Here is a 23,562-nt window from a genome sequence, read left to right as displayed (position 1 = left end):
GGCCGATCGAATGAGGAGAAACGCAACAATGACCCCCGCGCGCAAGACCACTGGGCGCGTCGCCTTCGTGGGCTCGGGCCCCGGTGACGCCGGGTTGCTGACCGTCCGTGCCCAGGAACTGCTCGCCAAGGCCGAGGTCGTGGTGACCGACCCGGACGTGCCCGCGAGCGTGCTCACCTTCGCCACCGCCGAAGCCGAGGTGCGGCCCGCCGTCGGCGAGCCGGCCGAGGTCGCCAAGGACCTGACCACCGAGGCCAAGGCCGGTCGCCTGGTGCTCCGGCTGGTCGCGGGCGACCCGCTGACCCAGCCCGCGGTGGTCGCCGAGGTGCAGGCCGTCGCGCGCACCAGCGCCGTGTTCGACGTCGTGCCCGGGGTTTCGCCCGGCGCCGCGGTGCCCGCCTACGCCGGGGTCGCGCTCGGCGGCACGCACACCGAGGCCGACGTGCGCGGCGAGGTCGACTGGGGCGCGCTCGCCGCGACCCCGGGGCCGCTGGTGCTGCACGCGACCTCCAGCCACCTCGCCGAGGCCGCGTCCGCGCTGATGGAGAAGGGCCTGGCGGGGACCACCACGGTCGCGGTGACCTGCAACGGCACCATCAACACCCAGCGCACCGTGGACAGCACGCTCGCCTCGCTCGCGCAGGACGCCGGGGAACTGGTCGGCCCGCTCGTGGTGACCGTGGGCCCGGCGGCCGGCGCCCGGTCGAAGCTGTCCTGGTGGGAATCGCGCGCCCTCTACGGCTGGAAGGTGCTCGTCCCGCGGACCAAGGAGCAGGCGGGCGAGATGGCCGAGCGCCTGCGCGGCCACGGCGCCACCTCGCACGAGGTCCCCACCATCTCCGTCGAACCGCCGCGCAGCCCGGCCCAGATGGAGCGTTCGGTCAAGGGCCTGGTCGACGGCCGCTACCAGTGGATCGTCTTCACCTCCACCAACGCCGTGCGCGCGGTCTGGGAGAAGTTCGAGGAGTTCGGCCTCGACGCCCGCGCGTTCTCCGGGGTGAAGATCGCCTGCGTCGGCGAATCCACCGCGGCGAAGGTCCGCTCGTTCGGGATCATCCCGGAGCTGGTGCCGACCGGTCAGCAGTCCAGCGAGGGCCTGCTCGCGGAGTTCCCGCCGTACGACGACGTCCTCGACCCGGTGAACCGCGTGCTGCTGCCGCGCGCCGACATCGCCACCGAGACGCTTTCCGCCGGTCTCGTCGAACGCGGCTGGGAGGTCGACGACGTGACCGCCTACCGGACCGTCCGGGCCGCCCCGCCGCCCGCCGAGACCCGCGAGATGATCAAGACCGGCGGTTTCGACGCGGTGTGCTTCACCTCGTCCTCGACCGTGCGGAACCTGGTCGGTATCGCGGGCAAACCGCACACCCGGACCCTGGTGGCCTGCATCGGCCCGAAGACCGCGGAAACCGCGGTGGAGTTCGGCCTGCGGGTGGACGTCCAGCCGGAGAAGGCGGACGTCCCGAACCTGGTGGACGCCCTCGCCGAGCACGCCGCCCGGCTCCGCGCCGAAGGCGCCCTCCCGCCCCCGCGCAAAGCCAAACGAGCCCGCCGCTCGTAACCGGCGACTTCCATGAGGGGACCCCTCCGGACAAATTTCGTCTGGAGGGGTCCCCTCATGACATTGGGGAACCTCTCAGTCGGGGAGGGCGCATAGGGGAGAAAAGGTTGCCGGGGAGTACCGTCGGAAAGGTGTTCCCTGAGCATCGTCCCCGCCGGTTGCGCGGCACCGCGGCGCTGCGCCGCCTGGTCAGTGAAACCACGCTCCGGCCGCGGCAACTGATCCTGCCCATGTTCGTCGCCGAGGCCGCCGACGCGCCCCGGCCGATCGCCAGCATGCCCGGTGTCGTCCAGCACACCCGCGATTCGCTGCGCAAGGCCGCGGTCGAGGCGGTCCGCGCGGGCGTCGGCGGGCTGATGATCTTCGGCATCCCGCGCCACCACGACGCCGAGGGCTCCGGCGCGACCGACGAGAACGGCATCCTGAACGTCGCGTTGCGGGATCTGCGCGCCGAACTCGGTGACGACACCGTGCTGATGGCCGACACCTGCCTCGACGAGTTCACCGACCACGGCCACTGCGGTGTGCTGGACGAGAACGGCGGCGTCGACAACGACGCCACCCTGCGCCGCTACGCCGACATGGCGCTCGCGCAGGCCGAGGCCGGGGCGCACCTGCTCGGGCCGAGCGGGATGATGGACGGCCAGGTCGGCGTGATCCGGTCCGCGCTCGACCAGAACGGGTACACCGAGACCGGCATCCTCGCCTACTCCGCCAAGTACGCGAGCGCGTTCTACGGCCCCTTCCGGGAGGCCGTCGACTCGCAGCTCAAGGGCGACCGCAAGACCTACCAGCAGGATCCCGGCAACGCGCGGGAAGCGTTGCGGGAGATCGAACTGGACATCTCCGAGGGCGCCGACGCGATCATGATCAAGCCCGCGTTGTCCTATTTGGACATCGTGCGCGCGGCCGCGGAGAACTCGACGGTTCCGGTCGCGGCGTACAACATCTCCGGCGAGTACGCGATGGTCGAGGCGGCCGCGGCCAACGGCTGGATCGAGCGCGAGCGCACGGTGCTGGAGGTGCTCACCTCGATCCGGCGCGCCGGCGCCGACATGATCCTCACGTACTGGGCGGTAGAGGCGGCCGCCTGGCTCGACTAGGCTCCGCCGGGTGACCGCACCAGACGAATCGGACGACCAGCGTCGCGCCCGGGGGTTGCCGCCCGCGCCGAGCGTTCCGGGCGAGCAGCGGCCCTCGGTCGACCCGCCGAAACCGGTGAACATCTCGTTCGGGCTGTGGCTGGCCTCGGGCGTGGTGTCGATCATCGGCTTCGCGGTCATCCTGATCGGCAAGCAGGGCTTCATCGACGAGCTGGTCAAGGCGAACAAGGACCCGCGGATCAGCCCCGAGCAGATCGCCTCCGGGACGACCGCGCTGCTCTGGGTGCTGTTCGTCGGCGCGGTGGTGTTCGCCCTGCTGTTCGCGCTCTTCGCCTACAAGGCGCGCGAAGGGACCCGGTCCGCGCGCACGGTGCTGTTCGTGCTCACCGTGATCACGGTGATCTTCCAGGCCATGCTGTTCTTCAGCCTGGTGACGCTGCTGGCGATGCTGCTGGCCGTGGTCGCGCTGGTGCTGATGTTCCTGCCCAGCGTCAGCGACTACTTCCCCAAAGTCGGCCGCAAGCTCCCGTCGTGACCGAGCCGCCCCAGCCGTCCGAAGCGGACCTGCGGTACCGCGAGCGCGGCGCCGCGTGGACCGCGCTGCTGTGGGGGCCGCTGTTCGCGCTGCTCGGATTCCTCGCCGAACTGGCGACCGGCGGGCCGCTGCACACGATCGCCTGGGTGCTGGTCGGGCTGGGGCTGGCCGCGATGACCGCGCCCTGGGTGTACGCGCGCAAGCGGTTCCTCTCGGTCCGGCTGACCCGGGAAACCCTCTGGCAGGGCCGGGAGCCGCTGGAGGTGCGGCGGATCGCCGAGGTGACCGACGTCGGCGCGCCCGCGGGCGCGCGGGTGCTCGGCGGTGGCTGGAGCGTGCCGCGGAAGTTCGACGAGGTGCCGATCAAACTCGACGACGGCACGGTCGTGCTCGCCTGGGCCAAGGACGGCGAGGCGTTGCGCACCGCGCTGCGGGGTGTGCTCGAGTCGTGAGAAGCTCTGCGTCGTGACCGAGCAAGCCACCGAGCAGGCCATCGAATGGCCGCCGGAAGAACCCGAGTCCGGGGCGCCGCCCCGGCTGCACCGGCCGTGGCGCGCGCTCGTCGCGGCCGGTGAGCTGGTGGTGGCGGCGCTCGCCGTCTGGGCCGCGTTCCCGAGCTGGTCCGCCGCGATCAGCACGGTCTCCCTGCGGCTGACCGACGGGACCGTGCTGACCTCGACCCGCCTGTCCGGCTCGTGGATCGCCGCGGCGATCGGGTTCGGCGCGCTGGCCGCGGTGCTCGTGGTGGACGCGGTCCGGCAGCTCCTGCTCGCGGTCCGCGCCCGGCACCGCAAGCACCGGGGCAAGCCGAACAAGTCGGCGAACATCGCCGATACGTACGGCCCCGACTTCGCCTGATCCAGGCGGCTCGCAGCCGTCCGGGACGGCTTTGCGAGACTGGGACTCGTGACGCAACGGGTCGATCAGTCCAAGGCATGGTTCGAACGGGCTCGCGCGGCGACACCCGGTGGGGTGAACTCCCCGGTCCGGGCGTTCAACTCGGTCGGCGGCACCCCGCGGTTCATGGTCCGGGGTGAGGGCGCCTACCTCTGGGACGCCGACGAAAATCGCTATGTCGACCTGGTCTCCTCGTGGGGGCCGATGATTCTCGGTCACGCGCACCCGGCCGTGGTGTCCGCGGCCCGGGAGGCGGCGACCTCCGGGTTGTCCTTCGGCACGCCGACCACCGGGGAGGTCGAGCTGGCCGAGGAGATCATCGAGCGGGTGGAGCCCGTCGACCAGGTGCGGCTGGTGAATTCCGGCACCGAGGCGACGATGAGCGCCATCCGGCTGGCCCGCGGCTTCACCGGGCGGAGCAAGATCATCAAGTTCGCCGGGTGCTACCACGGGCACGTGGACGCGCTGCTCGCGCAGGCGGGCTCCGGGGTGGCCACCCTGGGGCTGCCGACCTCGCCCGGGGTGACCGGCGCGCAGGCCGCGGACACGATCGTCCTGCCGTACAACGACCGCGCGGCGGTCCGTCAGTCCTTCGCGGACAACCCGGATTCGATCGCGGCGATCATCACCGAGGCGGCGGCCGGGAACATGGGCGCGGTCGCGCCGGACGAGGACTTCAACGCGACCCTGCGGGAGATCGCGCACGCCCACGGCGCGCTGCTGATCATGGACGAGGTGATGACCGGGTTCCGGGTCTCCCGGTCGGGGTGGTTCGGCCTGGAGCGGGTGCCCGGCGACCTGTACACCTTCGGCAAGGTGATGTCCGGCGGGCTGCCCGCCGCGGCGTTCGGCGGGCGGTCGGACGTGATGGCGCGGCTGGCCCCGGGCGGGCCGGTGTACCAGGCGGGCACGCTGTCCGGGAACCCGGTCGCGGTGGCCGCCGGGCTGGCCACGTTGCGAGCCGCGGACGAGAGTGTGTACCGCGCGCTGGACGCGAACTCGCAGCGGCTCGGCGCGCTGTTCGGCGAGGCGCTGGACGCGGCGGGCGTCGCGCACACCGTGGCGTACGCGGGGAACCTGGTGAGCGTGTTCTTCACCGCGTCGCCGGTGCGGAACTACCACGACGCGAGCGGCGCGGAGACTTGGCGGTTCCCGGCGTTCTTCCACGCGCTGCTGGAACGCGGGGTGTACCCGCCGCCGAGCGCCTTCGAGGCGTGGTTCGTCAACGCGGCGATGGACGACGCCGCGTTCGAGATCATCGAGGCCGCGCTGCCCGCCGCGGCCCGCGCGGCCGCCGCCGCGGAGCGGCCCGCATGAAGACGATCGTCCACCTGCTGCGGCACGGCGAGGTGCACAACCCGGACAAGATCCTCTACGGGCGGCTGCCGGGATTCGGCCTGTCCGAGCGGGGCAGGCGGCAGGCGCTGACCGTCGCCGAAGCGGTGGCCGGGCACGACATCACGCATGTGGTGGCCTCGCCGCTGCAGCGCGCGCAGGAGACCGCGGGGCCGATCGCGGCGGCGCACCGCCTGGACGTGGCCACCGACGAGCGGCTGATCGAGGCGGCGAACGATTTCGAAGGGCAGCGGGTGGCCGTCGGCGACGGCGCGCTGCGGCAGCCGAAGGCGTGGCCGAAGCTGCGCAACCCGATCCGGCCGTCCTGGGGCGAGCCGTACCTGGAGATCGCGCACCGGATGCTCGGCGCGGTGTACCGGGCGCGGGCCGCGGCCGACGGGCACGAGGCGCTGTGCGTTTCGCACCAGCTGCCGATCTGGACGCTGCGCCGGTTCCTGGAGGGGCGGCGGCTGTGGCACGACCCGCGGCGGCGGCAGTGCTCGCTGGCCTCGCTGACCAGCCTGATCTTCGCGGACGAGGAACTCGTCGACATCGTGTACAGCGAACCGGCGGGCGCGACCGACCCCACGGTGACCGGCGCATGAGGGAGCAAGGGACCTTTACTCCGGTTCAACCGGAGCGAGGGACCTTTACTCCGGAAAAACGTGAGCGAAGGTCCCTTGCTGCAAGCGAGTACCGGCGGCGCGGGGGCCGGGGCAAGATGATCTTGGGGGCGGTGCTCGCGGCCGTCCTGGTGACCGGGTGTTCCACCGGGAAGGACGCCGTCGACCGGGGGAGCAGTTTCCAGTTCGTCGCGCCCGGCGGGAAGGTCGACATCACCTACGCCGTCCCGGAGCGCCAGGTGGTGCCGAAGCTCTCCGGTGAGGACCTGATGAACGAGGGCAAGCAGCTCTCGACCGCGGATTTCGCGGGCAAGGTCGTGGTGCTGAACCTGTGGGGCCAGTGGTGCGGTCCGTGCCGCAGCGAGGCGCCCGAGATGGAGCAGGTCCACCAGCAGACCAAGAACTCCGGCGGCCAGGTGATCGGCATCGACGTGCGCGACCCGGACCGCGACGCCGCGCAGGACTTCGTGCGGGACCGGAGCCTGACCTACCCCTCGATCTACGACCCGCCGGGCCGGTCGCTGCTGCAGCTGTCCGGGTACCCGCGCAACGCGATCCCCTCCACGATCGTGCTCGACAAGCAGCAGCGGGTCGCCGCGGTCTTCCTGCGCCCGCTGCTGGCGAGCGATCTGGTGCCCGTGGTGCGGCGCCTGGCCGCGGAGTAGCCGCCACCGCGCCGACCGCCCACGACCCCTGCCCGAGGCCGGGGTCACGCGGGCGCCGGGGCGGTCGGTTTCACCGGGACCACATTCCCTACCCTCAACAGGGTGAACTCCGTGACCGAGCTGGCGACCTCCGGTCCGCTGCTGCTCGCCGCCGGGGTCGCCCTGCTCGCCGGGGCCATCTCCTTCGCCTCGCCGTGCGTGGTGCCGCTCGTCCCCGGCTACCTGGCCTACCTCGCCGCACTGGTCGGCGCGGACGCCCCCGCGGTCAAGGCCGACGAGGAACGCAAGCGGGGCCGGTACGCCGTCCTCGGCGCCGCCGGGCTGTTCGTGCTCGGTTTCACCGTGGTGTTCACCGCGACCCTGGGCAGCCTGGTCTGGCTCGCCGACGCGCTGGCCACCAACCAGGAGTGGCTGCAGCGCATCGGCGGCGTGCTCACCATCGCCATGGCGCTGGTGTTCCTCGGCCTGATCCCCGCGCTGCAGAAGGACGTCCGCTCGCACAAGGTGCCGCGGGGCGGCCTGCTCGGCGCGCCCCTGCTCGGCGCGATCTTCGGACTGGGCTGGACGCCGTGCATCGGCCCGACCCTGGCCGGGGTGCTGTCCATGGCCAGCGCGACCGGCGGCTCGGCGGCCCGCGGGTTCGTGCTGGTGCTCGTCTACTGCGCCGGGCTCGGCCTGCCGTTCCTGCTCATCGCGCTCGGCGCCCGCTGGGCGGTCCGCGCGACCGACTGGCTCCGCCGCAACGGCCGCCGCGTGCAGCTCACCGGCGGGGTCCTGCTGCTGGCGGTCGGCATCCTGCTGGTCACCGGGGTCTGGGGCGATCTGGTCGCCTGGATCCGCGACGCGTTCGTCTCCGACGTGGTGTTGCCGCTGTGACGGTCACCGAAACCCCGGCCGAGCCGGAGAAGAAGCCCTACCGCCCGTCCGCGGTCACGCGGATCCTCGGCTTCGCGCGCAACACCTGGCGCGGGCTGACCTCGATGCGCACCGCGCTGGTCCTGCTCTTCCTGCTCTCGCTCGCCGCGCTGCCCGGCGCCCTGCTGCCCCAGCGCGCGCTCAACTCGGCCAAGACCGACGAGTACATCGCCGCGCACGGCTGGTGGGGCGAGCTGCTGGACCGCCTGCAGTTCTTCGGCGTCTACTCCAGCGTCTGGTTCTCCGCGATCTACCTGCTGCTCATGGTGTCGCTGGTCGGCTGCCTCGCGCCGCGCAGCGTCGAGTACGTCCGGTCGATGCGGGCCCAGCCGGTGCTCACCCCGCGCAACCTGAGCCGGATGCCGCACCACCACCGCGTCGAGGTCAGCGCCTCGCCCGAGGACGTGCTCGCCGCCGCGCACACCCGCCTCAAGGGCTGGCGCAAGGTCGAACGCGAGGAAGCGAACGGCGTCCGCAGCATCAGCGCGGAACGCGGCTACCTGCGCGAGACCGGGAACCTGGTCTTCCACTTCGGCATGCTCGGCCTGGTGGTCTTCTTCGCGCTGGGCAAGTTGTTCAGCTACGAGGGCCAGGTCATCGTGCAGGCCAACGGCAGCCAGCCGTTCTGCAACTCCGGCATCTACGCCTACGACTCGTTCCACCCGGGCCTCCGCGTGGACGGCACCAAGCTGAGCCCGTTCTGCCTCAAGGTCAACGACTTCGCGGCCCGGTACACCCCGGCCGGGCAGCCCGAGCACTACGAGTCCTCGATCGAGTACCAGACCGGCGAGGACCTGAACACCGGCGCCTGGCGGCCGTACCACCTCGAGGTCAACGATCCGCTGCGCATCGCGGGCGACCGGATCTACCTGCTGAACCACGGTTTCGCCCCGAAGTTCACGGTGACCTTCCCGGACGGGACCAGCCGCACCCAGGCGATCCAGTGGCGGCCGGTGGACGTGCAGACCTACCTGTCCGAGGGCGCCACCAAGTTCGACCGGCCCGGGGTGACCGATTCCGAGCAGCGCCGCAAGCAGCAGCTCGCGATCACCGGGCTGTTCGCGCCGACCGCGTTCCTGCACGGCAACGTGCTGACTTCCAGCTTCCCCGAGCTGCGGAACCCGGCGGTCGCGGTGGACGTGCTGCGCGGTGACCTCGGCACCGATTCCGGCCGCGGCCAGTCGATCTTCGAGGTCGACCAGTCCCAGGTGGACAAGGGGGCGCTGAAGAAGGTGGCGCGCCAGAACCTGGAACTGGGCCAGGAACTCACCCTCGACGACGGCACGAAGATCAAGTTCGACGGCGTGGAGCAGTGGGTGGCGTTGCAGGTCTCGCACGATCCGACGCAGGGCTTCGTGCTCGGCTTCGCCATCGCGATGTTCGCCGGCCTGATCGGTTCGCTGCTGGTGAAGCGGCGCCGGCTGTGGGTCCGGGTGACCCCGGTGACGACCGGTGATGACTTACGACGTACTGTAGTAGAAGTGGGCGGGCTGGCCCGCACCGATCAGGCTGGTTACGGCGAGGAGTTCAACCGGATAGCGGTGGAGATACCGCGGGCCGGGAGGAAGGACTGAGATGCCGATCAACGAGACGTTGTCGCGGTTCAGCGACTGGTCCTACACCACCACGGTCGCGATCTACGTGCTCGCGCTGCTGTTCTTCCTGATCGAGCAGTCCTTCGGCGTCAAGGGCCGCAACGCCGCCCAGCGCACCCGCGAACGCGCCAAGGAACTCGTCGGCGCGGGCGCGCCGGTGGTCACCGAGTCGACCGTCCCGCCGACCGCGGTCACCCCGGACCGGGTCGGCCGCGCCGAGCGGATCGGCCGGATGGGCATGGCGCTCACCGTGCTCGGAGTGCTGCTGCACCTGTCGGCCCTGGTCCTGCGCGGCCTGGCGACCAGCCGGGTGCCCTGGGGCAACATGTACGAGTACGTCATGGCGGTCACCTTCATCGGCGTGGTGACCTGGCTCGTGATGGCCCGCCGGTTCCCGGTCCGGCACCTGTCCGGGTTCGTCCTGCTGCCGATCGTGATCCTGATGTTCATCGGCGGCACCATGCTCTACGCGGTCGCCGCGCCGGTGCAGCCCGCGCTGCAGTCGTACTGGATGGTCATCCACGTGTCGGCGGCCATCATCGGCTCCGGGGTGTTCCTGGTGCCGGGCGTGGCCAGCGTGCTCTACCTGATGCGCTCGGCGCACGAGAAGAACCCGAAGAAGTTCGCGCGGTTCGCCGACCGGATCCCCGCCGCGGACATCCTGGACCGGATCACCTACCGCACCACGGTGTTCGCCTTCCCGGTGTTCACCTTCGGCGTGCTGTGCGGCGCCATCTGGGCCGAATCCGCCTGGGGCCGGTTCTGGGGCTGGGACCCGAAGGAGACCGTGGCCTTCGTGGCCTGGGTGGTTTACGCCGCGTACCTGCACTCCCGCGCCACCGCGGGCTGGCGCGGCCAGCGGGCCGCCATCATCAACGTGATCGGCTTCGCGCTGACCGTGTTCAACCTGTTCTTCGTGAACCTGGTCTCCGTCGGCCTGCACTCCTATGCCGGGGTCGGCTGAGTAAGCGGCGAAATCGCCGACTACCGTCGTATCCTGCGCGCAGGGGGGCGTTTGGAGAGCACAGCGCGACGACGTTCAGGAGGATTTCGCCGGTGACCGGACCCAACGACCAGTCGGCTCCTGGCCACCCGGAACCCCAGGAAGGTCTGGCCGCCGAAGCTCCCACCCAGTGGCAGGCCCCGCCCGCGGAGGCCCAGCAGGCGCCACCGGCGCCACCGGCCCAGCCGGCTCAGCCGGCTCAGCCCGCGCCACCGGCCCCGCCGCAGCCCGAGCAGCCGGAGCCCGCGCAGCAGGCCGCGCCCAACCTGTTCTCCGAGGACCGGACCGATTCGACCCCGCATCCCGGCAGCACGTCCGGCCCGCATCCGGTGAACCCGGCGACCTCCGGTCCGCACCAGGTGAACCCGGCCACCTCGGGCCCGTACCCGGTGCCGGGGGCGCAGACCCAGCAGTACTACACCGATCCGACGCCGTCCGGTCCGCAGCAGCAGCCGCAGTACTCCGCGCCCTACGACCCGCAGTTGCCGCCGCTGCACCCGCAGTACACCGACCAGGGCCAGTACACCGACCAGACCGGGTACCACCCCGAGCACTACCCGCCGCAGCCCCCGCTCCCGCAGCCGCAACAGCAGCACGGGCGGCACGCGCTGCACGGCGGCGAGGACCTCTCGTCGGCGCAGCTGGTCCGGCAGGTCAAGCGGCGCCCGCAGTCCGGCTGGCGCAAGGCGGTGTTCGTCGCCAGCGGCAAGCTGATCAACCCGGGGGAGAGCCCGGCCGACCGGCGGCGCCGGGAGCTGATCGCGCGGGTCAACCAGCCGCTGCGCGGGTGCTACAAGATCGCGATGCTGAGCCTGAAGGGCGGTGTGGGCAAGACCACCACGACCACCACGCTCGGTTCGACCTTCGCTTCCCTGCGCGGGGACCGCGTGGTCGCCGTGGACGCCAACCCCGACCGCGGCACGCTGTCGCAGAAGATCCCGATCGAAACCACCGCGACCGTCCGGCACCTGCTGCGCGACGCGGACAAGATCACTCGCTACAGCGATGTCCGCTCGTACACCTCGCAGGGTTCGAGCCGGTTGGAAATCCTTGCCAGCGAACAGGACCCGGCGGTCTCCGAGGCGTTCTCCGAGGACGACTACCGGCGCACGGTGAACCTGCTCGAGCACTTCTACAACATCGTGCTCACCGACTGCGGGACCGGGCTGATGCACTCGGCGATGAAGGGCGTCCTCGACGTCGCCGACGCGCTGGTGATCGTGTCCTCGGGTTCGGTCGACGGCGCGCGCAGCGCCTCGGCCACCCTGGACTGGCTGGAGGCGCACGGCTACGGCGACCTGGTGAAACGCTCGGTCGCGGTGATCAACTCGGTGCGTCCGAAGGGCGGCTCGGTCGATCTCGACAAACTGGCCGCGCACTTCGGCGCCCGGGTTCGCGCGGTGTGCCGGATCCCGTTCGATCCGCACCTGGAAGAAGGTGCGGAGATCGAACTGGACCGGCTGCAGGCGGAGACGCGGCTCAGCCTGCTGGAACTCGCCGCGACGGTCGCCGACGCGTTCCCGCGGAAGTAGAACCGACGGTTACTTCCCGTCCTCCTCGTCGCGCGGCCGGCGCTGCTGCTCGCCCAGCTTGCGGAGGAAGTCCGGGTCGTCGTCGGGGGCGAGCGGGGCCCGGCGGGTCGGCACGCCGACCCGCTCGGCGCCGAACGCGCGCCACAGCAGTACGGCGATGGTGAGCGCGCCGATCGCCGCGAGCAGGTAGATCATGCTCGCTCCCTTCCGGAGTGCGCGTGTAGGTCTGCTCCCCCGAGGTTAACCCTTTTGTCGGGATTCGGGGCGTGCCGACCCACCCGTTCACAGCTTCCGGAAGTGGTTACAGCTTGCGCGTCGGCTCGTTCGCGTCCGTGGTCAGCTCGGCCAGCAGCTCGTTGACCTCGGACTCGCGGAACCGGCGGTGCCCTCCGGGGGTCCGGATCGAACCGATGCGCCCCGCGGTCGCCCAGCGGGTCACGGTCTTGGGATCCACTCGGAACAGCGCGGCAACCTCGCCGGGGGTGAGCAGTCGTCCTCCCATGGTCGCGGTCATTTTCCGCCTCCTTCACGACCTCACTGCTATACCGGAGTGGGCGGGCCGAGCCGGAAAGGTTCAGTCGTCGCTCCGGGTATCCAACACCGCAATCGTTGCATCTCACCCGCCAGGTACTCGAACGGTTGTCCTTGGGTAAAGAGCCCTTAAAGGACAAAGCGCCCCCAATCGGACATGGCGAGTTCGTGGCTAGGGTGACCCGGTGGACCAAGTCGATCGCAAGCTCATCGCCGCGTTGCGGGCCAACGGGCGGGCCACCTACGCCGAGCTCGGGCGCACCGTGGGGCTGTCCGCCTCCTCGGTGCACGAGCGCGTCGGCAAGCTCGAGGCGGCCGGGGTCATCACCGGGTACCACGCGGTCGTCGACCCGAGTTCGGTCGGGCTCGGGGTGACCGCGCTGGTCGGCATCCAGCCCAGCGACACCGCCGCCGACGAGGACGTGGCCGAGGCGCTCGGCGGCCTCGACGAGGTGGAGAGCTGCTACGCGGTGGCCGGGGACGAGGCGTTCGTGGTGAAGGTCCGGGTGGCCACGGTCGACCAGCTGGAGCGCACGCTCGGCCGCCTGCGGCGCATCGACGGGGTCGCCCGCACGCGCACCACGGTCGTGCTGTCCACCCGGTTCGAGGGCCGCCCCAGCCACGCCGGTCTTGACCTGCCGGAAAGCGAGCCGGGCGGCGACGCGTAACCTGAGTGCGGGCGGGAGCAAGCCGTAGCAACCGCACCCGAGGCCGCCAGCAGTGCGGGGCGAGCGCCCTGCACGCGGAGCGAAGCGAGGCAGATCAACACAGTGAGCAGCGAGACGCAGGAAGAGCAGCGCACCGGCGCCGAGCATCTCGGCCGGGACGTGACGCTGTACGTGCTGGCCCGGTTCGGGCTGGTCGCGGTCATCGCCGTCGTGCTGATCCTGGTCAAGGTGCCGCTGCTCGTCGCGCTCGCGGTCGGCATCGTCGCCGGGCTGCCGATCGGGCTGCTCGCCTTCCGCGGCCTGAACGCCCGGGTCACCGCCGGGCTCGCGGTGCGCAACGAGAAGCGGGCCCGCGAACGCGCGAAGCTGCGTGCCCAGCTGCGCGGCGAGGACCCCGAGGAACCCCGAGAGTGAATCGGCCGCACAGCCGGGCTTGGGTGCGTGAGGCCGTCCGGATCATCGAGGCGGACGCCAACCGCAGCGCGGACACGCATCTGCACGTGTTCCCGCTCCCGCCGGAATGGGGCATCGACCTTTACCTCAAGGACGAATCGGTGCACCCGACCGGTTCGCTCAAGCACCGGCTGGCCCGTTCGCTGCTCCTGTACGGCCTGGTCAACGGCCAGATCGGCCCGGAAACCACGCTCATCGAGGCGTCCAGCGGGTCGACCGCGGTCTCCGAGGCGTACTTCGCGCGGATGCTCGGCCTGGACTTCGTCACCGTCGTCCCGCGCAAGACCAGCCGCGAGAAGGTCGAGCTGATCGAGTTCTACGGCGGCCGGTGCCACTACGTGGACGTGCCGATCGCGATGTACTCCGAGGCCGAACGGCTCGCCGCGGAATGCGGCGGGCACTACCTGGACCAGTTCACCTACGCCGAGCGCGCCACCGACTGGCGCGGCAACAACAACATCGCCGAATCGGTGTTCGAGCAGATGCGGTCGGAACGGCATCCGGTGCCGTCCTGGATCGTGGTCGGCGCGGGCACCGGCGGCACCAGCGCGACCTTCGGCCGGTACGTCCGCTACCGGCGCTACACCACCAGGATCGCCGTGGTGGACCCGGAGAACTCGTCGTTCTACGGCGCCTGGCAGACCGGCGCGCTGGACTACGCGACCGGGATGCCGTCGCGGATCGAGGGCATCGGGCGGCCGCGCTGCGAGCCGTCGTTCGTGCCGGGCGTGATCGACGAGATGTTCCAGATCCCCGACGCGGGGTCGCTGGCCGCGATCCGGCTGCTGCGCGAGCGCACCGGGCACTGGGCGGGCGGATCGACCGGCACGAACCTCTACGGCGCCTTCCACCTGATCTCGCGGATGCTCGCCGACGGGCAGACCGGCAGCGTGGTGACCCTGCTCTGCGACGGCGGCGAGCGCTACGCGCACACCTATTACCGCGATGAATGGGTCGCCAAGCAGGGCCTCGACCTCGCCCCGCACCGCGCCGCGCTGGACGAGTTCTTCGCCACCGGCAAATTCCTGCCGCCGAGCGCTTAGCCCGCGATCAGGCCGATGCCGGTGAGCACGGCCCAGGCCAGCATGGCCATGCCGGTGTCCCGCAGCACCGGGATCAGCCCGGGCCCGGTCTTCCCGCCGAGCACCGCACGCGTCGGCACGATCAGCAGCCCGGCCGCGAGCAAACCGAGCAGCAGCAAGGGTTTCGTGATCCCGAACGCCACGGTCACCACGAACGGCACAAGCACCAGGCCCAGGTAGAGCCGCCGCGTCCCGGCGTCACCGAGCCGCACCGCGAGGGTGCGCTTGCCGGATTCGGTGTCCGTCGGGATGTCCCGCAGGTTGTTCGCGGTCAGCACGCCCGTCGACAGGCAGCCGATGGCGACCGCGCAGCCCAGCGCGTACCAGCTGATCCGCCCGGCCTGCACGTACACCGTGCCGAGCACCGCGGCGAGCCCGAAGAAGCAGAACACCGCGATCTCGCCGAAACCAGCGTAGCCGTACGGGCGCTTGCCGCCGGTGTAGAACCACGCCCCGACGATGCACACCGCGCCCACCGCGAGCAGCCACCAGCGGCCGCTCGCGGCGACCAGCCCGAGCCCGAGCACCCCGGCGGCGCCGAGCGAGACCAGGGCCGCGGTGAGCACGGCCTTCGGCTTCGCGACGCCGGAACCGACCAGCCGCAGCGGCCCGACCCGGTGCTCGTCGGTGCCGCGGATGCCGTCGGAGTAGTCGTTGGCGAAGTTCACGCCGATGATCAGGGCGAGCGCGACCAGGAGCGCGAGCAGCGACTGCCACCAGGTGAACGCGTCGAGTTCGACCGTCGCCGCCACGCCCGCCAGCACCGGCGCGATGGCGTTGGGCAAAGTCCGCGGGCGCGCCCCCTCGATCCACTCCGAAACCGTTGCCATGGCGATCATTCTTCGCCGACCGTTCACCCACCCGTGCACCGCCCCCCGCGCATCCCGCGCGCCGAATGCCACATCGGCCGCGCCGCACGCGCCGAATGTGGCATTCGGGGAGGTGCGGCTACGAGGTCTGCCAGGCGGTGAGGTCGATCTCGCGGACCTCCGGCGACGCGCCGTCGTGGGACCTGGTGACCAGCAGCCGGGTCTGCACCGACTGGGTGCTCCGCGGCAGCACCGCGAACTCGTCGGCGGTGATCGGCGCCCACTCCGTCCAGGTGCCCTCGGCGGTCAGGCCGCGGACCTCGACGGCCGTCGTGGAGCCCGCGGGGACCGTCGCGTCCGTGTCGGCCCACACCGCGTTGACCCCGCGCTCGAGCTGATGCGGTTCGAACTCGACGACCTCGACCGGCTGCACGGCCGGTTTGATGGACCAGGTGAGGGTGCCGCTCGCCGGAAGCCCCGGGTCCGCGTTCGCCGGGGCGGCGGTCACCGCCAGCGCGGCCGCACCCGCGAACAAGGCCGCGAGCGCTCGCCCGGCGCGGGCGACCGGACGTGGACGGCGGATCTTCCCGAATTCGGCAGGGGTCATCTTCGGTTCTCCTCGCTTCCCCGTGAGCTTGGCATCGAGCCAAAACCGGCGAGTAGCGAACTGTCAACCGGCTCCGGGTATTAGCTCGCGAAATGCAGACGAAAGTAGCTGCCGATGGCGCAACGTCACTGCTCCGGACGGGCGAAGACCCCGCGTACCGCCGCGCGGTCGACCTTGCCCGGGCCCCGCAGCGGGAGCGTGTCGACGAACTCGAGGAGTTTCGGCACCGCGGCGGCACCGGCCGCCTCGCGCACCGCGGCCCGCAGTTCCGCTTCCGGCGGGGCGGCTCCGCCGGGCACGACCGCCGCCGCGACGACCTCGCCCCATTCGCGATCGGGCAGCCCGACGACACAGGCTTCGCGCACGCCGGGGCACGCGGCGAGCGCGCGTTCCACGGCGGCCGCGGCGACCTTCACCCCGCCGGTGTTGATCACGTCGTCGATCCGGCCGAGCACTTCGAGCCTGCCGTCGGCGGTGAACCGGCCCTGGTCGCCGGTGGTGAACCAGCCGCCGCCGAAGGCTTCCCCGGTCAGGTCCGGCCGCAGCCGGTAGCCGTGTGCCAGCACCGGCCCGCCGATCCGGATCCGGCCGCCGGCGTCCAGTTCGACCCGCACCCCGTCCAGCGGCAGGCCGTCGTAGACGCAGCCGCTCGCGGTCTCGCTCATGCCGTAGGCGGGCCGGATCGTCACCCCCGCCTCGGCGGCCCGGGTGCGCAGGTCCGCGGGGGTGGCGGCGGCCCCGATGATGATCGCGTCGAACGCGCGGGCCGCGGCCAGGCCGGCGCCGCCCGCGTCGAGCAGGCGGACCAGCTGGGTGGGCACCATCGCGGTGTAGCGGGGGCCGTCCCCGGCGAGCAGATCGGCGGTGGCCTCGGCGAACGCGTCCGGCCGGAACGGGCCGGGCGGCAGCGCGGCGGGCCGGGCGTCCGCGAGCAGGGAACGCACCAGGACCTGCAGCCCGCCGATGAACTGCGCCGGGGTGGCCAGCAGCCAGCGGCCGGGCCCGCCGAGCCGTTCGTGCGTGGCCGTCGCCGACGCGAGCAGCGCGGCGGCGGACAGCAGCACGCCCTTCGGGGCCCCGGTCGACCCGGAGGTGGCGATGAGCACCGCGGTGCCCGCTTCGACCGGGACCTCCGGCGCCATCGCGTCCCGCAGCGCGGTGGCGGACGCGTCGCGGGCGTTCAGCGGCAGGACCGCCGGGCCGCCCTCGAGGGCGTCGGCGAGCGCCCCGCGCAGCTCGTCGATCGACTCCCGGCTCCCGTCGAGCCACACCTCGCGCATGACGGCCCTAGTAGTAGTACGGGAACGCGGACCAGTCCGGGGCCCGCTTCTCCAGGAAGGAGTCGCGGCCCTCGACGGCCTCCTCCTGCATGTAGGCCAACCGGGTGGTTTCCCCGGCGAACAGCTGCTGCCCGACGAGCCCGTCGTCGATGAGGTTGAACGCGTACTTGAGCATCCGCTGCGCGGTCGGCGACTTGCCGTTGATCTCCCAGGCCCAGCGCAGCGCCTCGGCTTCCAGCTCGGCGTGCGGCACCACGGCGTTCACCGCGCCCATCCGCTGCATCTCCTCGGCCGTGTAGGACCGGCCGAGGAAGAAGATCTCCCGCGCGAACTTCTGCCCGACCTGGCGGGCGAGGTAGGCCGAGCCGAAACCGCCGTCGAACGAGCCCACGTCCGCGTCGGTCTGCTTGAACCGCGCGTGCTCGGCCGAGGCGAGGGTGAGATCGCACACCACGTGCAGCGAGTGCCCGCCGCCCGCGGCCCAGCCGTTGACGACCGCGATCACCGGCTTGGGCATGAAGCGGATCAGCCGCTGAACCTCCAGAATGTGCAGGCGACCGGCGGTGGCCGGATCCACAGTGTCCGAGGTCTCCCCGGCCGCGTACTGATAGCCGGAGCGTCCGCGAATACGCTGGTCACCACCGGAGCAGAACGCCCAGCCGCCGTCCTTGGCCGAAGGCCCGTTGCCGGTGAGGAGGATGCAGCCGACGTCCGAGCTGCGCCGCGCGTGGTCGAACGCGTGGAGGAGCTCGTCGACGGTGTGTGGACGGAAGGCGTTGCGGACCTCCGGGCGGTGGAACGCGATCCGCGCGACGCGTTTGCCGGACCGGCTCTCGGACGAGCGGTGGTAGGTGATGTCGGTGAACTCGAACCCCGGGACCTCGGTCCACGCGGTCGGGTCGAACAGCTCGGAAACCTGGGCGTCATGCACGTTTGGGAGAATAGGACGTGTGCCCGTGAACAGCCGCGCCAGGATTGCCGCCGGACCAGGAGTCCGCCGGTGAATCCGTCCACCGCGCAGGCCCGGGTCATTGTGGACGAACTGGTCCGCAACACCGTCTCCCACGTCGTGTTGTGCCCGGGGTCGCGCAACGCTCCACTTTCGATCGCGCTGTACGAGGCCGCGGCCGCCGGGAAGCTCCGGCTGCACGTGCGGATCGACGAGCGGGGCGCCGCGTTCCTCGCACTCGGCATCGCCGCGCGCACCGGCCGCCCGGTCGCGGTGCTGTGCACTTCGGGCACCGCGGCGGCGAACTTCCACCCGGCCGTGCTGGAGGCCGATCGCGCCGGGGTGCCGCTGATCGTGCTCACCGCGGACCGGCCGCCGGAACTGCGGTCCGCGGGCGCGAGCCAGGTGATCGACCAGCACCAGCTCTACGGCGACGCGGTCCGCTACTTCGACGAACTGGCCGTCGCCGAGCGCCGCGCGGGCCAGAACTCCTACTGGCGCAGCCAGATCTGCCGGGCGTGGAACGCCGCCTACGGCGAATGGCGTTGCGGCCCGGTGCACCTGAACATCCCGTTCCGCGAACCGCTGGTACCGGATATCGACGGCGACGAAGACTGGTACGAGTCCCTGGAGGGGCGGCCCGGCGGGGAACGCTGGACCGAGCTGCCGGATTTCGGGGCGCTGCCCGCGTTCGTGGTGCCCTCGGCGCGGTGCGGCCTGGTGATCGCCTGCGACACCGGGGTGCGGGCGGCCAGCGAATGGGCCGAACAGCACGGCTGGCCGGTGGTGTCCGAGACCGGCGGGCTCGGCCTCGCCGGTTCGACCGCGATCGGGTCCGGGGCGTGGCTGCTGGGCGTCGAGGAGTTCATCGCGGCGCACAAACCCGAGCAGGTGCTGTGCCTCGGGCGGCCGACCGTGTTCCGGCAGGTCCAGTCGCTGCTGTCGGACGCGGACGTCGAGGTGCTGCTGGTGCGGCCCGATTCGGACTGGCCCGCCCCCGCGCACAACGTCCGCCAGGTCGGCCAGTGGTTCGCCGAACCGACCAAACCCGCCGATCCGGACTGGCTGGCCCACTGGCAGCGGGCGGACGCGGCGGCGAAGGCGGCGGTGACCACGGCGCTGGCCGACGAACCGTGGCCGAGCGGGCTGCGGCTCGCCGCCGAACTGGTGGACGCCCTGCCCCCGGACGCGCTGCTGGTGGTGGGCTCGTCCAACCCGACCCGGGACGTGGCTTTGGCGGGGGGAATCCGGCCGGATGTGCTGGTGCACCGCAACCGCGGGGTGGCCGGGATCGACGGCACGGTGTCCACCGCGATCGGCGCGGCGACCGTGCACCGGGGCCACTCCTACGCGCTGATCGGCGACCTGACCTTCCTGCACGACGCGAACGGCCTGCTCACCGGGCCCGCCGAGGCGCGCCCGGACCTGACGATCGTGGTGCTCAACGACGACGGCGGCGGCATCTTCACCCTGCTCGAACAGGGCGCGCCGGAGCACAACGACAGCTTCGAGCGGGTGTTCGGCACTCCGCACGGCGCCGACCTCGGCGCGCTGTGCGCGGGGTACCACGTGCCGCACGTGGTGGCCGAGACGCTCACCGAGTTCCGCGCCGCCCTGCGCCCGGCGCCCGGCCTGCGGGTCGTCGAGGTGCGGGTGGACCGGTCCCGCCACCGCGACCTGCACGCCCGCCTCCGCGCGGCCGTCTCGGCGGCCGTTTCTTCCTGATCCGAGAAACAGGAGGACTTCCGGCTGGGAGGCGTTCCCAGTACCCGGTGCCCTCCCGTGTGCCCGGGAACCCGCCGTGGCGGGGAAGTACCGCCGCGACGCGGCCCGAAAGTGCGCGCGCTTTCGACGCGACCGCGCGAGGCGACCCACCCGAATTCTCATCCCGCAGCGGGCGCCCCTCCGGGGGCAGCGATGACTAACCGGGCGCGAACGGGCGCAGCGCGATGTCGGCGGCGAGCAGTGCGGCCCGCACTTCGCGGGCGATCTCGACCGCGCCCGGGGTGTCGCCGTGCACGCAGATCGACCGGGCGTCGACGGGCAGCGCGGTGCCGTCGATCGCGATCACCCGGCGGTGCACCGCCATGTCCACGCAGCGCGCCACGATCTCCCGCACGTCGTGTAGCACCGCCCCCGGTTCCCGCCGCGACACCAGATGTCCCCGCGGGGTGTAGGCGCGGTCGGCGAACGCCTCGGGCACGGTGACCAGGCCCGCCGCGTCGGCGGCCGCCAGGAGTTCGGAACCGGGGAGCCCGAGGATCGGCAGCTCGGGGGAGTAGCGGCGCACGCCCTCGACCACCCCCGCGGCCTGCGCGGCGTCGGTGACCACCGCGTTGTACAGCGCGCCGTGCGGTTTCACGTAGCTGACCCGGCTCCCGGCCGCGCGGGCGAACGCGTCGAGCGCGCCGATCTGGTAGGTCACCTCGTCGGCGAGTTCCCCCGGCGCCACGTCGATCCGGCGCCGGCCGAAACCGGCGAGGTCGCGGTAGGACACCTGCGCGCCGATGGCCACCCCGTTCGCGGCGGCCCGTTCGCAGGTGACCCGCATGATCGACGGATCGCCGGCGTGGAAGCCGCACGCGACGTTCGCGCTCGAGACGATCCCGAGGAGCGCCTCGTCGTCCCCGAGCGTCCAGACCCCGAATCCTTCACCGAGATCACTGTTGAGATCCATGGTCAACGTCGCGCTCGCCTCGTTCTCAGATTTCAAGACCCTCCTTCCGGCCGTTACCGGCGATCGTTTTTCCGGTTACGTTCTTCGCGCTCGTTGCAAAAGGAGGGTATACATGCGTCTGCGAACTCGCGCGGGCCTGGGGGCCGTGGCCGCCGGTGTCGTGACAGTCCTGCTGGGCGGCACGGCCGGTGCCGCGCCCGCGGCAGGTGCGCCCGGCGTCGGGGATTCCTACTACCCGGGCGCGGGAAACGGCGGTTACGACGTATCCCATTACGACATTCGGCTCACTTATCAACCCACTACCGACCAGTTGTCCGGTACTACCACCATTCTTGCCACCACCACCCAGGAATTGTCCAGTTTCAACCTGGACTTCGGGCTCAAGGTGAATTCGGTACGGGTGAACAACGCGCCCGCGAAGTTCGCCAACGATCCGGAGGATCCGAGCGAACTGGTCGTCACCCCGGCTCGGCCGCTCGCCGCGCGGCAGCCGATCACCGTGGTGGTCAACTACGCGGACACGCCCTCGAAGGTCGTGATCGACGGGGTCACCGCGTGGAAGAAGACGCCGGACGGCGCGCTCGCGGTGGACGAGCCGCAGAGCGCGGAGTGGTGGTACCCGTCCAACGACCACCCCACGGACAAGGCCACCTTCGACGTTTCGGTGGAGGTGCCGGACAACGTGTCGGCGCTGTCCAACGGCACGCTGGTGCGCAAGACCAAGAACCGCGCGGGGTGGACCCGCTGGAACTGGCGGAGCACCCAGCCGCAGGCCACCTACCTGACCTCGCTGGAGGTCGGCGCCTTCGAGATCTTCCAGTCGACCACGCCGAACGGCCAGCCGTTCATCACCGCCTACGACCCGTCGCTCGGCGAGGCGGTCCCGGCGGCCAAGGCGAGCATCGAGCGGACCCCGGAGGTCAACGAGTTCCTGGCCACCCGGTTCGGGCCCTACCCGTTCGAGGCGCAGGGCGGCGTGGCGTCCAACGGGCTCAGCTTCGCGCTGGAGAACCAGACGCGGCCGGTGTACGGGCGGGGCTTCTGGCGTTCGGGCACCAACACCTCGGTGGTGGCGCACGAGAACGCGCACCAGTGGTTCGGCGATTCGGTCGCGGTCGGCTCGTGGAGCGACATCTGGCTCAACGAGGGCTTCGCGACCTACGCGGAGTACCTGTGGTCCGAGCACGAGGGCGAGGGCACGGCCGACGAACTGGCCGAGTACACCTACGACTCGTACCCGGCCGACAGCCCGTTCTGGCAGGTCGTGGTCGCCAACCCGGGCGCCGACAAGCAGTTCGACGGCGCGGTCTACGACCGGGGCGCGCTCGCCGTGCACGCCCTGCGCAAGGCCGTCGGCGATGAGGCGTTCTTCACGATCCTGAAGACCTGGCAGGCGCGGAAGAAGGGTGGCACCGCGCGGATCCCGGAGTTCATCGCGCTCGCCGAGAAGATCTCCGGCAAGCCGCTGTTCGAGCTGTTCCAGACCTGGATCTACGCGAAGGGCAAGCCTTCGGTCAGCCCGAACGGCCAGCCCGCCGCGGCGGCCCGCACCGCGAGCGGCCCGCCGGTGGCGCCGAAGTCGTACCCGGCGATCCAGCTCACGCACGCCGAACTCGCCGCGCACCACCGGCACTGACCGGCACTGATCGGTCCGGCCGATCCGGGGCCGCCACCCGTCCACGCGGGTGGCGGCCCCGGCTCTATGCTCGGCTCGTGACGGCGAAACGGGAGCGGCTGCAGCGCATCTGGTGGCGCGTGGCCCTCGCGGTCGCCGTGTTGATCACGGTGCTGTGCGTGTCCCTGGTGTTCGCCGCCATCCGCAACGACCGGGCGATCGCGAACCACCTCGGCACCGCGAACGCCCAGGTCGACTCGGTGTCCTTCGACCGCACGATCATCCGCTTCGACACCCCGGACGGCATCCAGCACGTCCCGTCGACCGGTGTGCTCTACCCCGAAGGACTGCGTGCCGGTGACCTGGTGCGGATCGAGTACGACACCAGCGACCCGGAAATCGCCCGGGTCGCCGGCCGGTCCGCCGCGAACACCCTGCTGCCCCTGGGCACCACCGTGCTGTTCACCTGGCTGGTCGCGGGCCCCCTGCTGTGGTGGCTGCGCCACCGTTCCCGCCGCGCCGCCCCGGTCGCCTGACCGGCTCGCGCCGCGTTCCCCGGACGGCGGGCCACCCCCTCGGTTCCCGGCCGACGAACTCGCGGTCCCGAACGTGCAGTTCGCGTGCCTGAGCGTGCGACTCGCGGTCCCGAGCGTGCAGTTCGCGTGCGTGAGCGTGCAACTCGCGTGCCCGAGCGTGTAGTTCGGGTGCCCGGGCGTGCGGCTCGCGGGATCGGAGCGGGTCAGGGTTGGTGGGGGTGCTGGTACTGCGGGTGGGGTTGCGGCTGCTGGGGCGCGGGCTGGTGCGCGGCTTGGTCTTGGGCGGGCTGGGCGGTGGCGAGGACCTGCTGGGCTTGGTCCTTGGTCAGCCGGTTGGTCGCGCCGCAGAACGTGCACTGGGTGAAGTACTTCGAGTGGATCGGGAACAGCGGGATGAAGAACAGGGTGAACTTCGTGACGGCTCGCCGCAGGGCGTGGGCGGTCGGATTGCCGCAGGTTCCGCAGAGGAAAGTCGCCATGGCGAGGTGCAGGACCTTCTGCCGGTAACCCCAGATGAGCATGTGATCGCGCTCCTAGATGACCTATTCCAAGGTCAGTGGTCGTAGGCGGTGAGGGATCGGTGGACCTGGG

The 23,562-nt window shown here is 71.5% G+C and carries 26 protein-coding genes; 18 read left to right on the top strand and 8 right to left on the bottom strand.

What is annotated here, in order from left to right:
- The first annotated feature begins 28 nt into the window (after nucleotides 1–28).
- The 12 genes from FXO23_RS18500 (at nucleotide 29) to FXO23_RS18445 (ending at nucleotide 11,764) form a co-directional block, all read left to right on the top strand.
- Entirely contained in the window at nucleotides 29–1,561 is a 1,533-nt protein-coding gene (locus FXO23_RS18500) for a bifunctional uroporphyrinogen-III C-methyltransferase/uroporphyrinogen-III synthase (protein WP_158886526.1), read from the top strand.
- A gap of 131 nt (nucleotides 1,562–1,692) precedes the next feature.
- Complete coding sequence (gene hemB, locus FXO23_RS18495; RefSeq protein ID WP_158886524.1) at nucleotides 1,693–2,664, top strand: porphobilinogen synthase; 972 nt, start codon at nucleotides 1,693–1,695, stop codon at nucleotides 2,662–2,664.
- Nucleotides 2,665–2,674: 10 nt separating this feature from the next.
- A complete protein-coding gene (locus tag FXO23_RS18490) occupies nucleotides 2,675–3,199 on the top strand; it encodes a hypothetical protein (protein WP_158886522.1) in 525 nt (174 codons plus the stop codon).
- A complete protein-coding gene (locus tag FXO23_RS18485) occupies nucleotides 3,196–3,651 on the top strand; it encodes a hypothetical protein (protein WP_246257509.1) in 456 nt (151 codons plus the stop codon). The genes FXO23_RS18490 and FXO23_RS18485 overlap by 4 nt, the downstream gene beginning before the upstream one ends.
- A 13-nt stretch (nucleotides 3,652–3,664) precedes the next feature.
- On the top strand, nucleotides 3,665–4,057 hold the full coding sequence (locus tag FXO23_RS18480; protein WP_158886520.1) for a hypothetical protein: 393 nt from the start codon (nucleotides 3,665–3,667) through the stop codon (nucleotides 4,055–4,057).
- Between the two features lie 48 nt (nucleotides 4,058–4,105).
- The gene (hemL, locus tag FXO23_RS18475; RefSeq protein ID WP_158886518.1) at nucleotides 4,106–5,413 is read left to right on the top strand and encodes a glutamate-1-semialdehyde 2,1-aminomutase; all 1,308 of its coding nucleotides are present in this window, start codon (nucleotides 4,106–4,108) and stop codon (nucleotides 5,411–5,413) included.
- A complete protein-coding gene (locus FXO23_RS18470) occupies nucleotides 5,410–6,036 on the top strand; it encodes a histidine phosphatase family protein (RefSeq protein ID WP_158886516.1) in 627 nt (208 codons plus the stop codon). Before hemL ends, FXO23_RS18470 begins: the two co-directional genes overlap by 4 nt.
- A gap of 116 nt (nucleotides 6,037–6,152) precedes the next feature.
- Complete coding sequence (locus tag FXO23_RS18465) at nucleotides 6,153–6,719, top strand: TlpA family protein disulfide reductase (protein WP_158886514.1); 567 nt, start codon at nucleotides 6,153–6,155, stop codon at nucleotides 6,717–6,719.
- Nucleotides 6,720–6,821: 102 nt separating this feature from the next.
- Entirely contained in the window at nucleotides 6,822–7,595 is a 774-nt protein-coding gene (locus FXO23_RS18460; RefSeq protein ID WP_158886512.1) for a cytochrome c biogenesis CcdA family protein, read from the top strand.
- A complete protein-coding gene (gene resB / locus FXO23_RS18455; RefSeq protein WP_425484874.1) occupies nucleotides 7,592–9,208 on the top strand; it encodes a cytochrome c biogenesis protein ResB in 1,617 nt (538 codons plus the stop codon). The genes FXO23_RS18460 and resB overlap by 4 nt, the downstream gene beginning before the upstream one ends.
- A gap of 1 nt (nucleotide 9,209) precedes the next feature.
- Nucleotides 9,210–10,193: a c-type cytochrome biogenesis protein CcsB gene (gene ccsB / locus FXO23_RS18450; protein WP_158886510.1), complete on the top strand. Its 984-nt coding sequence runs from the start codon at nucleotides 9,210–9,212 to the stop codon at nucleotides 10,191–10,193.
- Between the two features lie 92 nt (nucleotides 10,194–10,285).
- Entirely contained in the window at nucleotides 10,286–11,764 is a 1,479-nt protein-coding gene (locus tag FXO23_RS18445) for a MinD/ParA family ATP-binding protein (RefSeq protein WP_246257506.1), read from the top strand.
- A 9-nt stretch (nucleotides 11,765–11,773) separates the two neighbouring features.
- On the opposite strand, the gene FXO23_RS18440 is transcribed toward FXO23_RS18445, so the two are convergent.
- Entirely contained in the window at nucleotides 11,774–11,959 is a 186-nt protein-coding gene (locus FXO23_RS18440) for a hypothetical protein (RefSeq protein WP_158886508.1), read from the bottom strand.
- Between the two features lie 106 nt (nucleotides 11,960–12,065).
- Nucleotides 12,066–12,278 carry a BldC family transcriptional regulator gene (locus tag FXO23_RS18435; protein WP_158886506.1) on the bottom strand — a complete coding sequence of 71 codons (213 nt, stop codon included), beginning with the start codon at nucleotides 12,276–12,278 and terminating at the stop codon, nucleotides 12,066–12,068.
- Between the two features lie 202 nt (nucleotides 12,279–12,480).
- Here FXO23_RS18435 and FXO23_RS18430 point away from each other — a divergent pair, with 202 nt between their 5' ends.
- From FXO23_RS18430 to cds1, 3 genes are all read left to right on the top strand, one after another.
- On the top strand, nucleotides 12,481–12,963 hold the full coding sequence (locus FXO23_RS18430) for an Lrp/AsnC family transcriptional regulator (protein WP_158886504.1): 483 nt from the start codon (nucleotides 12,481–12,483) through the stop codon (nucleotides 12,961–12,963).
- Nucleotides 12,964–13,065: 102 nt separating this feature from the next.
- Nucleotides 13,066–13,377 carry a DUF4229 domain-containing protein gene (locus FXO23_RS18425; protein ID WP_158886502.1) on the top strand — a complete coding sequence of 104 codons (312 nt, stop codon included), beginning with the start codon at nucleotides 13,066–13,068 and terminating at the stop codon, nucleotides 13,375–13,377.
- The gene (gene cds1 / locus FXO23_RS18420) at nucleotides 13,374–14,459 is read left to right on the top strand and encodes an L-cysteine desulfhydrase Cds1 (RefSeq protein WP_158886500.1); all 1,086 of its coding nucleotides are present in this window, start codon (nucleotides 13,374–13,376) and stop codon (nucleotides 14,457–14,459) included. Before FXO23_RS18425 ends, cds1 begins: the two co-directional genes overlap by 4 nt.
- On the opposite strand, the gene FXO23_RS18415 is transcribed toward cds1, so the two are convergent.
- From FXO23_RS18415 to FXO23_RS18400, 4 genes are all read right to left on the bottom strand, one after another.
- Nucleotides 14,456–15,328: a 1,4-dihydroxy-2-naphthoate polyprenyltransferase gene (locus tag FXO23_RS18415; RefSeq protein ID WP_158886498.1), complete on the bottom strand. Its 873-nt coding sequence runs from the start codon at nucleotides 15,326–15,328 to the stop codon at nucleotides 14,456–14,458. The genes cds1 and FXO23_RS18415 overlap by 4 nt on opposite strands.
- Before the next feature lie 118 nt (nucleotides 15,329–15,446).
- The gene (locus FXO23_RS18410; RefSeq protein WP_158886496.1) at nucleotides 15,447–15,914 is read right to left on the bottom strand and encodes a hypothetical protein; all 468 of its coding nucleotides are present in this window, start codon (nucleotides 15,912–15,914) and stop codon (nucleotides 15,447–15,449) included.
- Nucleotides 15,915–16,039: 125 nt separating this feature from the next.
- Nucleotides 16,040–17,194 carry an o-succinylbenzoate--CoA ligase gene (gene menE, locus FXO23_RS18405; protein WP_158886494.1) on the bottom strand — a complete coding sequence of 385 codons (1,155 nt, stop codon included), beginning with the start codon at nucleotides 17,192–17,194 and terminating at the stop codon, nucleotides 16,040–16,042.
- A 7-nt stretch (nucleotides 17,195–17,201) separates the two neighbouring features.
- Nucleotides 17,202–18,125 carry a 1,4-dihydroxy-2-naphthoyl-CoA synthase gene (locus FXO23_RS18400; protein WP_158886492.1) on the bottom strand — a complete coding sequence of 308 codons (924 nt, stop codon included), beginning with the start codon at nucleotides 18,123–18,125 and terminating at the stop codon, nucleotides 17,202–17,204.
- Nucleotides 18,126–18,194: 69 nt separating this feature from the next.
- On the opposite strand from FXO23_RS18400, the gene menD reads away from it, so the two are divergent.
- Nucleotides 18,195–19,868, top strand: a complete 1,674-nt coding sequence (gene menD / locus FXO23_RS18395; RefSeq protein ID WP_158886490.1) for a 2-succinyl-5-enolpyruvyl-6-hydroxy-3-cyclohexene-1-carboxylic-acid synthase — start codon at nucleotides 18,195–18,197, stop codon at nucleotides 19,866–19,868.
- A gap of 196 nt (nucleotides 19,869–20,064) precedes the next feature.
- Here the strand turns inward: menD and FXO23_RS18390 are convergent, their stop codons facing one another.
- A complete protein-coding gene (locus FXO23_RS18390) occupies nucleotides 20,065–20,820 on the bottom strand; it encodes a LamB/YcsF family protein (RefSeq protein WP_158886777.1) in 756 nt (251 codons plus the stop codon).
- Between the two features lie 112 nt (nucleotides 20,821–20,932).
- Between FXO23_RS18390 and FXO23_RS18385 the strand changes: the two genes are divergently transcribed.
- Together FXO23_RS18385 and FXO23_RS18380 are read left to right on the top strand one after the other, a co-directional pair.
- Complete coding sequence (locus tag FXO23_RS18385) at nucleotides 20,933–22,456, top strand: M1 family metallopeptidase (RefSeq protein WP_158886488.1); 1,524 nt, start codon at nucleotides 20,933–20,935, stop codon at nucleotides 22,454–22,456.
- A gap of 77 nt (nucleotides 22,457–22,533) precedes the next feature.
- Nucleotides 22,534–22,971 carry a DUF3592 domain-containing protein gene (locus tag FXO23_RS18380; protein WP_158886486.1) on the top strand — a complete coding sequence of 146 codons (438 nt, stop codon included), beginning with the start codon at nucleotides 22,534–22,536 and terminating at the stop codon, nucleotides 22,969–22,971.
- Nucleotides 22,972–23,174: 203 nt separating this feature from the next.
- On the opposite strand, the gene FXO23_RS18375 is transcribed toward FXO23_RS18380, so the two are convergent.
- Nucleotides 23,175–23,492 (bottom strand): zinc-ribbon domain-containing protein, encoded by a 318-nt coding sequence (locus tag FXO23_RS18375; protein WP_158886484.1) that lies wholly within the window; start codon nucleotides 23,490–23,492, stop codon nucleotides 23,175–23,177.
- Nucleotides 23,493–23,562: the final 70 nt, after the last annotated feature.

Origin of the sequence: Amycolatopsis anabasis, assembly GCF_009765355.1 — a bacterium.
In the GTDB taxonomy this organism is placed as follows: Bacteria; Actinomycetota; Actinomycetes; order Mycobacteriales; family Pseudonocardiaceae; genus Amycolatopsis; species Amycolatopsis anabasis.
The sequence above is the reverse complement of the archived record's forward strand: the minus strand, read 5'-3'. Positions and strand labels throughout refer to the sequence as shown.

What these genes read in the sequence shown, in the direction of transcription:
- FXO23_RS18500 (WP_158886526.1), top strand. Translation starts at nt 29, where the DNA reads ATGACCCCCGCGCGCAAGACCACTGGGCGCGTCGCCTTCGTGGGCTCG.
- FXO23_RS18470 (WP_158886516.1), top strand. Translation starts at nt 5,410, where the DNA reads ATGAAGACGATCGTCCACCTGCTGCGGCACGGCGAGGTGCACAACCCG.
- FXO23_RS18465 (WP_158886514.1), top strand. Translation starts at nt 6,153, where the DNA reads ATGATCTTGGGGGCGGTGCTCGCGGCCGTCCTGGTGACCGGGTGTTCC.
- ccsB (WP_158886510.1), top strand. Translation starts at nt 9,210, where the DNA reads ATGCCGATCAACGAGACGTTGTCGCGGTTCAGCGACTGGTCCTACACC.
- FXO23_RS18440 (WP_158886508.1), bottom strand. Translation starts at nt 11,959, where the DNA reads ATGATCTACCTGCTCGCGGCGATCGGCGCGCTCACCATCGCCGTACTG.
- FXO23_RS18435 (WP_158886506.1), bottom strand. Translation starts at nt 12,278, where the DNA reads ATGACCGCGACCATGGGAGGACGACTGCTCACCCCCGGCGAGGTTGCC.
- FXO23_RS18415 (WP_158886498.1), bottom strand. Translation starts at nt 15,328, where the DNA reads ATGGCAACGGTTTCGGAGTGGATCGAGGGGGCGCGCCCGCGGACTTTG.
- FXO23_RS18410 (WP_158886496.1), bottom strand. Translation starts at nt 15,914, where the DNA reads ATGACCCCTGCCGAATTCGGGAAGATCCGCCGTCCACGTCCGGTCGCC.
- menE (WP_158886494.1), bottom strand. Translation starts at nt 17,194, where the DNA reads ATGCGCGAGGTGTGGCTCGACGGGAGCCGGGAGTCGATCGACGAGCTG.
- FXO23_RS18390 (WP_158886777.1), bottom strand. Translation starts at nt 20,820, where the DNA reads ATGGATCTCAACAGTGATCTCGGTGAAGGATTCGGGGTCTGGACGCTC.
- FXO23_RS18385 (WP_158886488.1), top strand. Translation starts at nt 20,933, where the DNA reads ATGCGTCTGCGAACTCGCGCGGGCCTGGGGGCCGTGGCCGCCGGTGTC.
- FXO23_RS18375 (WP_158886484.1), bottom strand. Translation starts at nt 23,492, where the DNA reads ATGCTCATCTGGGGTTACCGGCAGAAGGTCCTGCACCTCGCCATGGCG.